The sequence below is a fragment of the Microbispora corallina genome (assembly GCF_016863035.1).
GTDB classification, from domain to species: Bacteria; Actinomycetota; Actinomycetes; order Streptosporangiales; family Streptosporangiaceae; genus Microbispora; species Microbispora corallina.
In genome coordinates, this window is record NZ_BOOC01000007.1 from 22369 (window position 1) to 34900 (window position 12532).

The 12532-nt window shown below is 74.9% G+C and carries 12 protein-coding genes; 2 read left to right on the top strand and 10 right to left on the bottom strand.

The features are described from left to right. Positions 1-43: 43 nt before the first annotated feature. The 5 genes from Mco01_RS11075 to Mco01_RS11095 all read right to left on the bottom strand — a co-directional run bounded on the left by Mco01_RS11075 (position 44) and on the right by Mco01_RS11095 (position 6241). A complete protein-coding gene (locus Mco01_RS11075) occupies positions 44-1834 on the bottom strand; it encodes a S9 family peptidase (RefSeq protein ID WP_204056800.1) in 1791 nt (596 codons plus the stop codon). Then, the gene (locus Mco01_RS11080) at positions 1834-3621 is read right to left on the bottom strand and encodes an N-acetylglutaminylglutamine amidotransferase (RefSeq protein ID WP_204056801.1); all 1788 of its coding nucleotides are present in this window, start codon (positions 3619-3621) and stop codon (positions 1834-1836) included. Before Mco01_RS11080 ends, Mco01_RS11075 begins: the two co-directional genes overlap by 1 nt. Next, the gene (locus Mco01_RS11085) at positions 3609-4754 is read right to left on the bottom strand and encodes a carboxylate-amine ligase (RefSeq protein WP_239103519.1); all 1146 of its coding nucleotides are present in this window, start codon (positions 4752-4754) and stop codon (positions 3609-3611) included. The genes Mco01_RS11080 and Mco01_RS11085 overlap by 13 nt, the downstream gene beginning before the upstream one ends. A gap of 82 nt (positions 4755-4836) precedes the next feature. Next, a complete protein-coding gene (locus Mco01_RS11090) occupies positions 4837-4977 on the bottom strand; it encodes a hypothetical protein (RefSeq protein ID WP_204056802.1) in 141 nt (46 codons plus the stop codon). A 64-nt stretch (positions 4978-5041) separates the two neighbouring features. Next, positions 5042-6241, bottom strand: a complete 1200-nt coding sequence (locus tag Mco01_RS11095) for an FAD-dependent monooxygenase (protein ID WP_204056803.1) — start codon at positions 6239-6241, stop codon at positions 5042-5044. A gap of 174 nt (positions 6242-6415) precedes the next feature. Here Mco01_RS11095 and Mco01_RS11100 point away from each other — a divergent pair, with 174 nt between their 5' ends. Further along, a complete protein-coding gene (locus Mco01_RS11100) occupies positions 6416-7276 on the top strand; it encodes an aldo/keto reductase (RefSeq protein WP_204056804.1) in 861 nt (286 codons plus the stop codon). A 19-nt stretch (positions 7277-7295) separates the two neighbouring features. On the opposite strand, the gene Mco01_RS11105 is transcribed toward Mco01_RS11100, so the two are convergent. From Mco01_RS11105 to Mco01_RS11125, 5 genes are all read right to left on the bottom strand, one after another. Further along, positions 7296-8405: an FUSC family protein gene (locus Mco01_RS11105; protein ID WP_239103520.1), complete on the bottom strand. Its 1110-nt coding sequence runs from the start codon at positions 8403-8405 to the stop codon at positions 7296-7298. A gap of 85 nt (positions 8406-8490) precedes the next feature. Continuing rightward, on the bottom strand, positions 8491-9810 hold the full coding sequence (locus Mco01_RS11110) for an FAD-binding oxidoreductase (RefSeq protein ID WP_204056805.1): 1320 nt from the start codon (positions 9808-9810) through the stop codon (positions 8491-8493). 227 nt (positions 9811-10037) lie between these two features. After that, positions 10038-10433 carry a VOC family protein gene (locus Mco01_RS11115; protein ID WP_307825570.1) on the bottom strand — a complete coding sequence of 132 codons (396 nt, stop codon included), beginning with the start codon at positions 10431-10433 and terminating at the stop codon, positions 10038-10040. Continuing rightward, positions 10319-10759: a VOC family protein gene (locus Mco01_RS11120; RefSeq protein ID WP_204056807.1), complete on the bottom strand. Its 441-nt coding sequence runs from the start codon at positions 10757-10759 to the stop codon at positions 10319-10321. Before Mco01_RS11120 ends, Mco01_RS11115 begins: the two co-directional genes overlap by 115 nt. Before the next feature lie 46 nt (positions 10760-10805). Next, positions 10806-11573 carry a thioesterase family protein gene (locus tag Mco01_RS11125; protein ID WP_204056808.1) on the bottom strand — a complete coding sequence of 256 codons (768 nt, stop codon included), beginning with the start codon at positions 11571-11573 and terminating at the stop codon, positions 10806-10808. A 116-nt stretch (positions 11574-11689) separates the two neighbouring features. Here Mco01_RS11125 and Mco01_RS11130 point away from each other — a divergent pair, with 116 nt between their 5' ends. Beyond that, positions 11690-12397, top strand: a complete 708-nt coding sequence (locus Mco01_RS11130; RefSeq protein WP_204056809.1) for an RraA family protein — start codon at positions 11690-11692, stop codon at positions 12395-12397. Positions 12398-12532: the final 135 nt, after the last annotated feature.

The following is a 12532-nucleotide window of genomic DNA, read 5'->3' on the forward strand; positions in this document are numbered from 1 at the left end:
TCGTCGGACGGGAGGGGCGAACGATCAACCGCTCCGGCGGCGGTCAGGTGAGGTGCCCGGCCAGCCAGCCGGCGACCCGGCGCACGAAGACGGCCCGGTTCGCCGGACGCCGGATCTCGTGGCCCTCGTCCTCGAACAGCAGCAGCTCGCAGGGCACGCCGTGCCGGCGGGCCGCCGCCACCGTCTGCTCGGCCTCGTACACCGGGACGTTGGTGTCCCGGGCGCCGTGGACGACCAGCAGCGGGGCGGTCAGCCGGTCGAAGGCGTGCAGGGGGGACAGGGCGCGCAGCAGGTCGCGGTCGGCCTCCGGATGGCCGTACTCGCTGACGGCCGCCGCGGCGATCCACGGCTCCGTACGGGCGTAGAACGTGGCGAAGTCGGCCATCCCGCACACGTCCACGCCGGTCCTGAACAGGCCGGGATGGGTCACCAGCGCGGCCAGCGTGAGGTAGCCGCCGTACGACCAGCCCATGCAGCCGAGGCGGCCCGGGTCGGCGAGGCCCAGCCGGATGAGCAGGGCGGCGCAGTCGGCCACGTCGTCGATCGCACGGAACCGCAGCGCGCGGTCGTCGGCGCTCCGGAAGGCCCGGCCGAAGCCGCTCGACCCCCGGACGTTGGGGGCGAACACCCCGATCCCGGAGGCCAGGAGGGCCTGGTAGAGCGGGTTGAACATGGGCCGCTCCTGGTCCTCCGGCCCGCCGTGCAGGAAGACGACGTACGGCGCCGGCCCGCTGGCCCCCGGCGGCCGGTGGAGCCAGCCGGTCAGTTCGAGCCCGTCGCGGGCGGGGAAGGCGATCGGCTCGGCGGCCGCCGAGCCGGTCAGCGGCGGGGCGCCCGCCACCCGCCGGTGCCGTCCGGTCTCCAGGTCGCACAGCACCACGTGGGAGGCCTGCGCCGGTCCCTCGGCCGCCAGGACGGCCGCCGTGCCGTCGAGCGAGATCCTGATCGACGTCACCACCTCGGCCGGGGGAGGCGGCAGGGGACGGGCCGTCCGGCTCGCCGTGTCGAGGAGCTCAAGCTCCGACCGGCCGCCGGTGTTCCACACGAGCACCGCGCGGGCGCCGTCGGCGCCGAGGGCGACCAGGTCCAGCTCGGCGTCCGGCCGCTCCGCCAGGACCTCCGGCTCGCCGTCGCCGCGCACGGCCACGAGGGCGGCGCGGTCGCGCCCGGCGTCGGTCAGCAGATAGGCCGTCGTCCCGTCCGGGGACAGGACGCCGTAGTCGGTCGAGCCGGGGGCCGCGGGGAGCAGCGGCCGCTCGCCGCCGCCCGGGCCCAGGTCGGCGAGGTACATCCGGCGCACCCCGCGGGGGCCGCGGCGCAGCAGCACCCGGGCGTGGTCGCGGCTCACGGCCTCCGGGTGCATGAGCGGCCCGGCGGCGACCACCTCGCGGCCGCCGGTCGCGGCGTCCACCAGCAGCGCCTCGGTGAGCCCGGTGGCGGAGACCTCCGCCACGAGCAGGACGTCGCCGCGGCCGGTCCACCGGACGAACCAGGCGGAGCCGCCGGCGGGGGTCGCCAGTGGGCGCAGGTCGCCGCCGTCCGGGCGGACCGTCCAGACCTGCGTGTGCTCGCCGCCGCCCGGCACGACGCGCACGGCGAGCCGGCCGCCCGTAGGCGACCAGCTCACCTCGTCGACCGGCTCCGGCCCCGTGGCGACCGGCCACGCGTCCAGGTCCCCCTCCAGCGGCCGGACCCAGATCCGCGGCACGCCGTCCCTGTCGCAGACGTACGCCACGGCGCTCCCGTCCGGCGCGAGGGCCGGGGACCGGCAGGTCCAGGCGGTGAGACCGATGTCCTCGGTGGGAGAGAGAGGTGCGCCGAGGATCTCCGCCATCAGACTCCTTGCGCCTGCAGCCACAGCTCCAGGAGGCCGAGCTGCCACAGCACGTCGACGCCCGTCGTGGTCCGGTGGGCGCCGGGGGACTCCAGCACCTCGTCGACGTACGCCTTGTCGAACAGCCCGCGGGACCGGGCCGCCGGCGCGGTGAGCGCGTCGCGGACCAGGTCGAGGAACGGCCCGTCGATGTGGCGGATCGCGGGCACCGGGAAGTAGCCCTTCGGCCGGTCGACGATCTCGGCGGGCAGCAGGGCGCGGCTCGCCTCCTTGAGCACGCCCTTGCCGCCGGAGGCCAGCTTCAGCTCCGGCGGGCAGGCGGCGGCCAGCTCCACCAGCTCGTGGTCGAGGAACGGCGTGCGCGCCTCCAGGCCGTGCGCCATGGTCATGTTGTCCACCCGCTTGACCGGGTCGTCGACCAGCATGACCTCGGTCTCCAGGCGCAGCACCGCGTCGAGCGCGGTGTCGGCCCCCGGCCGGGCGAGGTGGCGGCGCACGAAGTCGCCGCTGGCGTCGTCGTCGATCAGGTACTCCGGCGCGACGATGCCGGCCAGCGCCTCGTGCGGCCGGTCGAAGAACTCCCCGGCGTACGTCGCGAAGGCGTCGTGCCGCGCCACGCCCGCGAGCGGCGGGAACCACGAGTAGCCCGCGAACACCTCGTCGGCGCCCTGGCCGGACTGGACGACCTTCACGTGCCTGGCCACCTCCGCCGACAGCAGGTGGAAGGCCACGCAGTCGTGGCTCACCATCGGCTCGCTCATCGCCCGCACCGCGTCCTCCAGACCCGAAAGCAGCCGGGTGTCCTCGATGAGGATGCGGTGGTGGTCGGTGCCGAAGCGCTCGGCCACCAGGTCGGAGTAGCGGAACTCGTCACCCGGCTCGCCGCCCGCCGGGTGGAACCCGATGCTGAACGTCGACAGGTCCTCCTGGCCCTGCTCGGCCAGCAGCGCCACGATCACGCTGGAGTCGAGCCCGCCGGACAGCAGCACGCCGACCGGCACGTCCGCCACCATCCGGCGGCGCACGGCGGCCCGCAGCCGGTCGAGGACGGCCTCCCGCCACTCGTCCGGGCCCAGCCCGGCGTACTCCGGCAGGGCCGAGCGGGTGAACTCGGGCCGCCAGTAGCGGTGGTCGGCGGTCGTGCCGTCGGGCTCCACCGTGCGGACGGTGGCCGGGGGCAGCCTGCGGACCCCCGCGAGGATCGTGCGCTCGCCCGGCACCAGCGAGTGGAAGGTCATGTAGTGGTGCAGGGCGACCGGGTCGATGTCGGTGCGCACCCCGCCGCCCGCCAGCAGCGCGGGCAGCGTCGAGGCGAACCGCAGCCGGGCGCCGTCGCCCGAGACGTACAGGGGCTTGATGCCGAGCCGGTCGCGGCCGAGGGTGAGCCGGCCCGTCGCCTGGTCGACGACGGCGAAGGCGAACATGCCCTTGAAGCGCTCCACACAGCCGGCACCCCAGCGGTGGAACGCCTTGACCAGCACCTCGGTGTCGGAGTCGGAGAAGAAGCGGTACCCGTCCGCCCGCAGGTCCTCGCGCAGCTCGCGGTAGTTGTACAGGCAGCCGTTGAAGACCGCGGCCAGGCCGAGCGAGCCGTCCACCATCGGCTGCGCCGCCTTGTCGCTCAGGTCGATGATCTTCAGCCGGCGGTGGCCGAGGGCGACCGGCCCCTGCAACCACAGCCCCGACCCGTCCGGGCCGCGGTCGTGCATCGCGTCGGTCATCCGGCCCACCGCCCCGATGTCCGCGGCGCGCCCGTCGAAGCGGATCTCCCCGCTCAGTCCGCACATGTCCTACCCCTCGGACGCCGCGTGCCGGTGAGCGGGTCCGCGTCGCGCGTCTCCGCGAGGAGCAGGTCCACGACGTCGGTCAACCGCCCGCCGTGGCTGAACGCCTCGCGCTGGCGGGCGGCCGCGCCGCCGCCGGCCAGCGCCTCGCCGGCGAGGGCGGAGACGAGCTCCCAGTCGCCGTACCGCTCCAGGTACGGCCGCAGGCCGTCCAGCAGGCCGCGCACCACCGCCGCGGCCGGCCGCGGCACGCCGTCGACCGGGTCGACGAGGTTCCCCTCCAGGCCCGACCGCGCCGCCCGCCACGAGGCGGCCCGTACCATCTCGAGCCGGATCTCCGGTCCCCGTCCGCCCGCCACGGCCTCGATCTCCCGGGCGACGAGCGCGCGGAACAGCCCGGTGATCAGCACGATGTCGCCGACCCGGGGGCAGGCGTCGCACACCCGCAGCTCCAGGGTCGGCACGTGGGCGGACGGCCGGACGTCGAAGTAGAGCATGCCGGGGTCGCCGATCACTCCCGAGCCGACCAGCTCGTCGACCAGCGCGTCGTACTCGGCGGCGGACGCGAACCGGCCGAGCGGGCCCGCGGTGGGCCAGCGCTGCCACACGAGCGACCGGTAACTGGCGTAGCCGGTGTCGGACCCCATCCAGTACGGCGAGCTGCAGCTGAGCGCGAGCAGCGGGGGCAGCCAGGGGGCGAGGCGGTGCGCCACGGCCACCGCCAGGTCCCGGTCCCGCACCTCGGCGTGCACCTGTGTCCCGCAGATCAGCTGCTCCCGGGCGAGCGCCTGGTAGTCGCCCAGCATCTGCTCGTACCGGGGATCCGGGGAGATCTTCATCGTCTCGGGGTCGACCAGCGGCACCGTCCCGGCGGCCACGACGCCGAGGCCGAGGCCGTCCGCGGCCTCGATCACCCCCCGGCGCAGCGCGCGAAGGTCCGCCGCGAGGTCCTCCAGCCGGGCGAACGGCCGGCTGTTGGCCTCCACCACCGAACGCTGGAGCTCCTGGCTGTAGCGGTCGGCGGGTAACTGTTCGAGCAGGACGCCGGCACGAGGGACGAGCTGCCGGGTGCTCAGGTCGACGATGTGGAACTCCTCCTCGACGCCGACCGCCATCGCTTCCCCGAGGTCCGTCATCTGGCCGCTCCATCACGTGCGCCGCTAGTGGGATTTTTGGCCCTCTGCCCCAAAAGTCGGCTTTCGCACCTCGGGTCGCCGGTCAGCCTTCCGGACGGCCCTCCTCGGCGCGGTGGACGCGGGTCCAGGTGGCGCCGCACCCGCAGCGGTACCGCTCGACGAGGTCGCCGTCCTCGGTGACGGCCAGGTCGTCGGCGAGGCGGACGTGGACGTGCGTGCTCATGGGGGTCGTCCTCCGGGGGTCGAGCGGGGTGGACGCGTTCACCATACGTGCATCCGTCCGCATGTCAGGGCACGGCCACGGGGGAGTCCCAGTCGACCCGGTGGCGCTGCTCGGCGCCGAGCGTCCGCTCCGGCGTGAGGAGCGTCCGCGTCGCCAGCGGCATCAGCAGGCGCATCATCGCGACGGCCGCGGGCCCCATCGTCTTGCCCGCGTTGGTCCTGGCGGCCCGGGCCGCGACCTTCTCCACCCGGGCCCGGCGCAGCCGCTCGTAGGCCGCGAACGCCGAGGGCGCGTCGGGGAGGTCGCGCAGGCACCGGGCCAGCTCGACCGCGCTCTCCATGGCGAGGGACGCCCCCTGGCCCGAGCTCGGGGACGGCGCGTGCGCCGAGTCGCCGACGAGCACCATGCGGCCGCGGTGCCAACGGGGGACGCTCGGCATGATCTGCAGCGTCCCGAGGGCGGCCAGCCGCTCGGGCGGGGTGTGCCGCAGCAGGTCGCGTGCCGGCACGTCGTCCTCGTAGGCCTCGCGCAGGCGGCGCAGCCACTCCGCCGGCGGCACCCGGCGGGCCTCGGCGATCGTCATGGGCTCACGGTGCGGCAGGTTGCCGAACCAGGACGTCCGGCCGCCGGGCTCGAGCCAGTAGCCGAGGAACCCGCGCCGTCCGAAGGTGAAGTACGCCGTGCCGGGCTTGGCGGGCACGGCGACGTCGGCGGCCCCCGCGAAGTTCAGCAGTGGCACGTGGCGGGGCGCGGGAGCCGCGGGGTCGATCAGCGTGCGCACGGTCGAGGCGACCCCGTCCGCCCCCACGAGCACGTCGGCCCTGGCCGTGCCGCCGTCCGCGAAGCGCGCGGTGACGCCGTCCGCGTCCTCGTCGACGCCGACGAGCCGCCTGCCGTGCTCGATCGGGACGCCGTGCGCCGTGGCGTGGTCGCGGAGCACGCGGTAGAGGTCCGACCGCCACATCGCGCGGCTGGACGGCAGGCCCGGCAGGCCGGGGAACTCCCCGATCGGCCTGCCCCGGCCGTCGGCCATGACCGTGCGGTCCATCGGCTGCCCGGCCGCCCGTACGGGCTCGTCGGCTCCGATGGCCGCGAGCGCGGCGAGCCCGTTCGGGGCGATCGTGAGCTGGCCGCCCACGCCGTCCGCCGTCCCCGTGTACGCCTCGTGGACGGTCGCCTCGATGCCGGCCCGGCGCAGGGCGAGCGCCGTGACGGGGCCGGCGATCCCGCCGCCGATGACCAGAGCCGTTCTGACAGCAGCCATGTTCTTGTCCCCTTCGTCTTGGTTGCTTTTGACTATCCATTCCTGAATAGTCGATGTCAACTATAGGAACCATCACGAACCGTGCTGGCGCCGATCACCAGGTGGTGTTGGACGGGCTGAAGGGGTAGCGCCGAGGATGGACACCGAACTATGTCCTGTAAGCGGGAGGAACTCATGCGGACGCGGCGTATCGGCGACGTGCAGGTCGGGGCGATCGGCCTCGGGGGGATGCCGATGTCCATCGAGGGGCGGCCCGACGAGCAGCGGTCCATCGCGACGATCCACGCGGCCCTGGACGCCGGGGTGACGCTGATCGACACGGCGGACGCCTACCACCTTCACGCCGACGAGGTCGGCCACAACGAATCGCTCATCGCGCGGGCGCTCGCGAGCTACGGCGGGGACGCCTCGGACGTCCTGGTGGCGACCAAGGGCGGCCACCTGCGGCCCGGCGACGGCTCCTGGACGCTCGACGGCTCACCCGAGCACCTCAAGGAGGCGTGCGAGGAGTCGCTCAAGCGGCTGGGCGTGGACGCCATCGGGCTCTACCAGTTCCACCGGCCCGACCCCCGGGTGCCGTACGGCGAGTCGGTCGGAGCGATCCGCGACCTGCTGGACGCCGGAAAGATCCGGTTCGCGGGCATCTCCAACGCGAATCCCGACCAGATCAGGCAGGCGAACGAGATCCTCGGCGGCCGCCTGGTGAGCGTGCAGAACCAGTTCTCGCCGGCCTTCCGCTCCAGCGAGCCGGAGCTGGAGCTGTGCGCGGAGATGGACGTCGCGTTCCTGCCGTGGAGCCCGCTGGGCGGCATCTCCCAGGCGGGCGAGCTGGGCTCGCGGTTCGCGCCGTTCGCGGAGGTGGCCCGCGACCACGGGGTCAGCCCGCAGCAGGTGTGCCTGGCCTGGATGCTGGCCAAGGCGCCCGTCGTGATCCCCATTCCGGGCTCCTCGCGTCCGGAGACGATCCGCGACTCGGTCAAGGCCGTGGACCTGGAGCTCTCGGCCGAGGAACTCGCCCGCCTCGACGCCGCCTGACCGACCGGAGCGTGCGCGTTCAGGCGTCGGGGGTCCCGGCCGCCGAGACCGGGGGCAGGGCGGCCGTGGCGGCGGCGGTGTCCGTTCCGGTGGCCCGGAGGAAGTCGACGCTCATCGACCGCACCTGGGCGGCCACCACGTGGGTGGACAGGCCCGCGCCGCCGGTCAGGACGGGGCCCACGGCCTCCGCGGCGGCCAGCGCCACCCGCCGGGACTCGCCCGGAGGCCGCGTCCCGGCGAGCTCCTCCTCCAGCAGCCGCACCGCGCCCGTCATGAGGCGCAGCCCCTCGACCACCTCCGGCGGGATCCGCTCGCCGTCCCGGAGGGCCGCCAGGGTGCGGCGGGCCAGCACCCGCGCGTTCCGCAGGGCGTGGTCGAGCGGCGTGCCGGCGGACAGGTAGCGGTCGAGCGAGCGGCGGCGGCGCCAGCGCAGGGGTGAGATGGCCGCCACCTCCCGTCCGGTCTCGAGCGCCTGCTGGAACGCCTCGACCGACCCCTGGCTGCCCCGGACCGACTCCAGGGCGTCGGCGGCGTGGGCGGGGTCGCTGCTCTCGATCGCCTCGGCCGTGGCCTCCAGCGCCCCGGCCAGCGCGTCGAAGATCGCCGCGGCGTGCTGCCGGGCGAGGGCGAGCGGGTCCGGAGGCAGCAGGGCGACCATCGCGATGCCCACGAGCCCTCCGGTGAGCGCGTCGATCATGCGGTCGAAGCCGCCGCTGCCCGTGGGCGGCAGCAGGGTCGCGACGAGGACGGCCGACGAGCCGGCCTGGATCAGGATCAGCGAGCCCGTGTCGAGGATCACCGCCGCCGCCAGGGCCAGGGCGACGACGAGCGCGATCTGCCACGCGCCGGAGCCGATCCGGGAGACGAGCAGGTCACCGACGCCGACGCCGAGGCTGACGCCCGCCACGAGCTCCCCCAGGCGGCGCAGCCGCTGCCCGAGCGACACGCCGATGCAGATCACAACAGCGATGGGGGCGAAGAACGGGCGGGGGTGCCCCAGGGCGTGCCGCGCCACCAGCCAGGCGAGGGCCGCGCCGATCGCGCACTGGGCGATCGTGGGGGCCATGGCGGCCAGCCGCCGCCGTCTCGTGTGGAACTCCTCGCGTCCCCAGCCCTTACGCCACCTCATGACCTCGACGCGAGTGCTCCTTTCTGGCTTTACGTGTCGAGTGTCCATTATCGGGGCCGCCATGACCAGAGACGGAGGTCCCTTCTCAGGCGTCCGGCGAGACGTTGAGGTTCTGGTCGAAGACGTTGCCGGGGTCGTAGGCGCGCTTGACGGCGACGAGCCGCTCGTAGGTGCCGGCCGGGTAGACGGCGGCGAGGTCGCCGGGGGCGATGTCGCTGAGGAAGTTGACGTACGCGCCGGAGGTGTGCGGCGCGAGCCTGCGCCACAGCGCCTCGAAGTCGCCGAGGATCGGGGCGTGCTCCGCCGGCCCGCCGAGGACGACCGTGGTCAGCATGATCTCGGCGTCGCGGTGGGCGAAGGCGGTCGCGTCGGACGGGACGCGGTTCATCGCGCCGCCGATCATCCGGATCTCGAAGACCGTCATGGGTACGTCGCCTGCGTGGGCCGTCACCGTGTCGATCAGCGCGTCGTCGAGCGACCGGGCGAACCGGTTGCGCACGATCGGCCGCCATCCCGGCGGCAGCTCCGAAATCTCCTCCAGCACCTCGGCGTACGGCACGGTGGCGACGTCCTTGCTCAGCGCCGTGCCGAGACGGGTGAGCGGCTCGACCGCCGCTGGGTCGTCCCCCGCGTAGCAGGAGGTGATCATGAGGGTGGCCGGGGCGTCGTCGCCGAACGCGGGGAACAGGTGGGCCGTGGAGGTGAGGTCGTCGCCCACGGAACGCACGACGTCGCGCCAGGCCCGGAGCACCTGTGCCGCCTCGCTCGCCGGGTAGGCGACGCGGGCGACCGTGACGTCGCCCTGGCGCCGCGCGGACACCTCGAACGAGGTGACCACCCCGAAGTTGCCGCCGCCTCCGCGCACGGCCCAGAACAGGTCGGCGTTCTCGTCGGCCGACGCGCGCAGGACCCGCCCGTCGGCCGTGACCACCTCGGCGGCCACCAGGTGGTCGAGCGCGAGGCCGTGTTTGCGGACCAGCCAGCCGATCCCGCCGCCCAGCAGCAGCCCGCCCACCCCCACGGAGGCGGTGTCGCCGGAGGACAGGACGAGCCCGTACGGCGCGAGGGCCCGGGCCACCTCGCCCCATCGGGCGCCGGTGCCGATCCGCACGAGGTCGTCCGGGCCGCCGATCACCTCGACGCCGTCGATGGGGGAGACGTCGACGACCAGGCCGCCGTCGTTGGTGCCGAAACCGGCCGTGCTGTGGCCGCCGCTGCGCACCGACAGCGTCAGCCCCTCCCGCCGGGCGAACCGGACCGCCGCAGCGACCTCGGCGGCGTCGCGGCAGCGCACGACATAGGCGGGGCTGCCGACTCGGACGAGGGTCCCGCGGAGCCCTGCGTAAGCGTCGTCGCCCGGCTGGACGACCTCACCGGTCAGGGCGGGTGCGTGGTCGAGCGTCATGGTTCGAGTCCTTCCAGTCCGTGTCGGGCGCCGCCGGGGGCGGCGTTCACAGAAAGGTCGGAGAGGCCCGCCGATTCTCGACAGCTCCCGGGAGAAAATCTGCAGGAGATCGCGCCGGGTGAGGCCGTCGGGAGCACCCGGCCCCGCGGCGCCGGGGCTCGTCAGGAGGGCCGGGAGCCGGTCACGGGGTCGCGGTGGGCTCTTGGCTCGGCGGCCGGCCGGGAGTCCTAGGAAGGCCGGGAGCCGGTCACGGGGTCGCGGTGGGTGAGGCAGTAGAGGCCGCCGGCCGGGTCGCGCATGACGATCCAGGACGGCCCGCCGGCCACCCGCTTCGCCCCGTGGGCCTCGTGCCGCACGCGGGCGGCCTCCGGGTCGGCGCAGGCGACGTCGACGTGGGCCGAGGCGGGCCGTTCGTCCCCGAGCCGCTGGAGCAGGACGCGCGCCGGCATGCCGGGCCCCCTGAGCACCCTGAACTCGGGATACGCGCCCGTGAGGGCCGGCCATCCGGTCACCGCCGTCCAGAACGCGACCTCGTCGTCGTACGCGGCGGGCGGACGTCGAGGCAGATCTGGTCGAGCCGGCTCCCCTCCACGGGGGACGGCCGCCGAACGGCTCCCGACCACGGCCCGAGGCAGAACGCCTGGCCGCCGGGGGAGCGCAGGACCGCCCACTCCCCGTGGTCCGCGACGACGGCGGCGCCCGCGTCGAGGGCGCCCGCCACGGCCGCGCGGACGTCGTCGACCTCCAGGTCGAGATGGGCCCCGTCCCCCTCCCGGACCCCCTGGAGCTTCACGCACGCGTCGCCCTCCGGCGGCAGCAGCGTCGCGAACTCCCGGTCGTCCCCCCGGCGGGCCGACAGCCGGGCGCCGGTGACCGCCGTCCAGAACGCCGCGCTCTCCTCGAAGCGCTCCCGCGGCCGGTCGACGAACACCCAGATCCAACGCACCATGGACGGCAAGCTACCCGAGCGCCCGCGGCCGCGGCGAAGGCCCGGCTCAGCCTGTGGACCGCGGGGCGACGAACAGGGTCTGGGACGCCGCGCCCACCTCCCCGTCCTCGTCGAACAGCGTCGAGCGGGTCAGCCCCCGGCCGGAGGGCCCGATCGTCGTGCTCGCGTCCAGGCAGAACCATTCGCCGGCGGGCGCCCGGAACAGCGAGATCGTGAGGTCCACGTTGACGAACAGGTGCGTCTCGAAGTCGAGCGCGCCGCTCACGCCGTTGCCGCTGTCGGCGAAGACCGCCAGCCGCTCCAGCGGCGTGATCTCCTCGCCCTCCACCAGCGGGACGCGGCAGCGCCCCCAGACCAGGGCGGGCCCGGTCTCGTCCGGGCCGCCCTTGACGAAGCGCCAGTCCACGGCTCTGCCGTACCCGAACCCGCGCGACAGCCACGAGCCGTCGCCCTGCCCGGGCGGCGGGACCGGCGCGGGCACGGGCGAGACGCCGGTGGCCGGCGTCGCGTCCTCCCTGATCCGCCAGGCCGTGGCCCGGACCACCTCCCGGCCGCCGGCGGTCACGGTCGCGCCCTCACACCGGACGCGCCGGCCGTCCCTGATGATCTCGGTACGGACCTCCAGGTCGCCGACCGGAACGGGGGCGAGGATCTCCACGGCGAGCTTCGCCGGCGGCAGGCCGGGAGCGCGGTCGAGCTCGTGCGCGATGAGCGCGGTCACCGGTCCCATGTGCTGCTGCCGGGGATCCCAGGGGCCCTGGGTGTGCTCGGTCGCCCGGTAGCACCCCGGGCCGAGGGGGACGTACATCGCCATAGAACATCATTCTAGAGGCCCTCCCGCTGCCGGACGGATCCCTTCGTGCGAGCCTCGGTGTCGGCGACGCGCGCGACGTCGCACGCGCGGAGGAGTCGAGGGAGAGGTGGCACGGCATGGATCACGGGGAGCTCCGGAAGCGGTTCGCGGGCCTGACGACGGCGCACGTGGCGGACGGGTGCATCCGCTGCGGGGTCCCGGTGCGCTGCGCTCCGGCGGGCGTACGGCCGGTGGTGACGGGCGGCCGGGTGGCGGGCCGGGTGTGCCCGGCGCGGCACGCCGGCAGCGTCGACGTCTTCCTGGAGGCGTTCGAGGGGTCGGCGCCGGGGGACGTGCTCGTGGTCGACAACGGCGGACGCCTCGACGAGGCGTGCGTCGGCGACCTGGTCGTCCTGGAGGCGCGCGCCGCCGGCCTGGAGGGCGTGGTGATCTGGGGCCTCCACCGCGACACCGCCGACATCCTGGCGATCGGGCTGCCGGTCTTCAGCCTCGGCGCGCTCCCCACCGGACCGCTCCGTCTGGACCCCCAGGGGCCCGACGCCCTGGAGTCCGCCGTCGTGGGTGACTGGGCCGTGAGCGCCGGGGATCTGGTGCTGGGCGACGACGACGGCGTGCTCTTCGTGCCGGCCGACCGCGCCGAGGAGGTGCTCACGCGGGCGGAGGCGATCCGCGACACCGAGCGCCGCCAAGCCGAGCGGATCCGCGAGGGCGACACGCTGCGCGGCCAGGTCGGGTTCGGCGCCTATCTCGAACGGAGGCGGCAGGAGCCGTCCCTCACCTTCCGCGACCACCTGCGCGCGGTGGGCGGGGCCATCGAGGAGTGACCCGTTCCCGCGCGGCTTGACCGGTAAAGCGCGGGTGTAACTTTCACCGGCCGTCCCCGCTCGCGACCGCCTTCACGCAGGTCGGAGCGGGCGCAGAACGCGTCGGCGGCGGGGGTGGTTGCGGGAGGGGGCGCG

Excerpts from the sequence above, each read along its gene's own strand:
- Mco01_RS11075 (WP_204056800.1), bottom strand. The coding sequence starts at position 1,834 with ATGGCGGAGATCCTCGGCGCACCTCTCTCTCCCACCGAGGACATCGGT.
- Mco01_RS11125 (WP_204056808.1), bottom strand. The coding sequence starts at position 11,573 with ATGGCGATGTACGTCCCCCTCGGCCCGGGGTGCTACCGGGCGACCGAG.
- Mco01_RS11080 (WP_204056801.1), bottom strand. The coding sequence starts at position 3,621 with ATGTGCGGACTGAGCGGGGAGATCCGCTTCGACGGGCGCGCCGCGGAC.
- Mco01_RS11100 (WP_204056804.1), top strand. The coding sequence starts at position 6,416 with ATGCGGACGCGGCGTATCGGCGACGTGCAGGTCGGGGCGATCGGCCTC.
- Mco01_RS11085 (WP_239103519.1), bottom strand. The coding sequence starts at position 4,754 with ATGACGGACCTCGGGGAAGCGATGGCGGTCGGCGTCGAGGAGGAGTTC.
- Mco01_RS11105 (WP_239103520.1), bottom strand. The coding sequence starts at position 8,405 with ATGAGGTGGCGTAAGGGCTGGGGACGCGAGGAGTTCCACACGAGACGG.
- Mco01_RS11110 (WP_204056805.1), bottom strand. The coding sequence starts at position 9,810 with ATGACGCTCGACCACGCACCCGCCCTGACCGGTGAGGTCGTCCAGCCG.
- Mco01_RS11130 (WP_204056809.1), top strand. The coding sequence starts at position 11,690 with ATGGATCACGGGGAGCTCCGGAAGCGGTTCGCGGGCCTGACGACGGCG.
- Mco01_RS11090 (WP_204056802.1), bottom strand. The coding sequence starts at position 4,977 with ATGAGCACGCACGTCCACGTCCGCCTCGCCGACGACCTGGCCGTCACC.
- Mco01_RS11095 (WP_204056803.1), bottom strand. The coding sequence starts at position 6,241 with ATGGCTGCTGTCAGAACGGCTCTGGTCATCGGCGGCGGGATCGCCGGC.
- Mco01_RS11120 (WP_204056807.1), bottom strand. The coding sequence starts at position 10,759 with ATGGTGCGTTGGATCTGGGTGTTCGTCGACCGGCCGCGGGAGCGCTTC.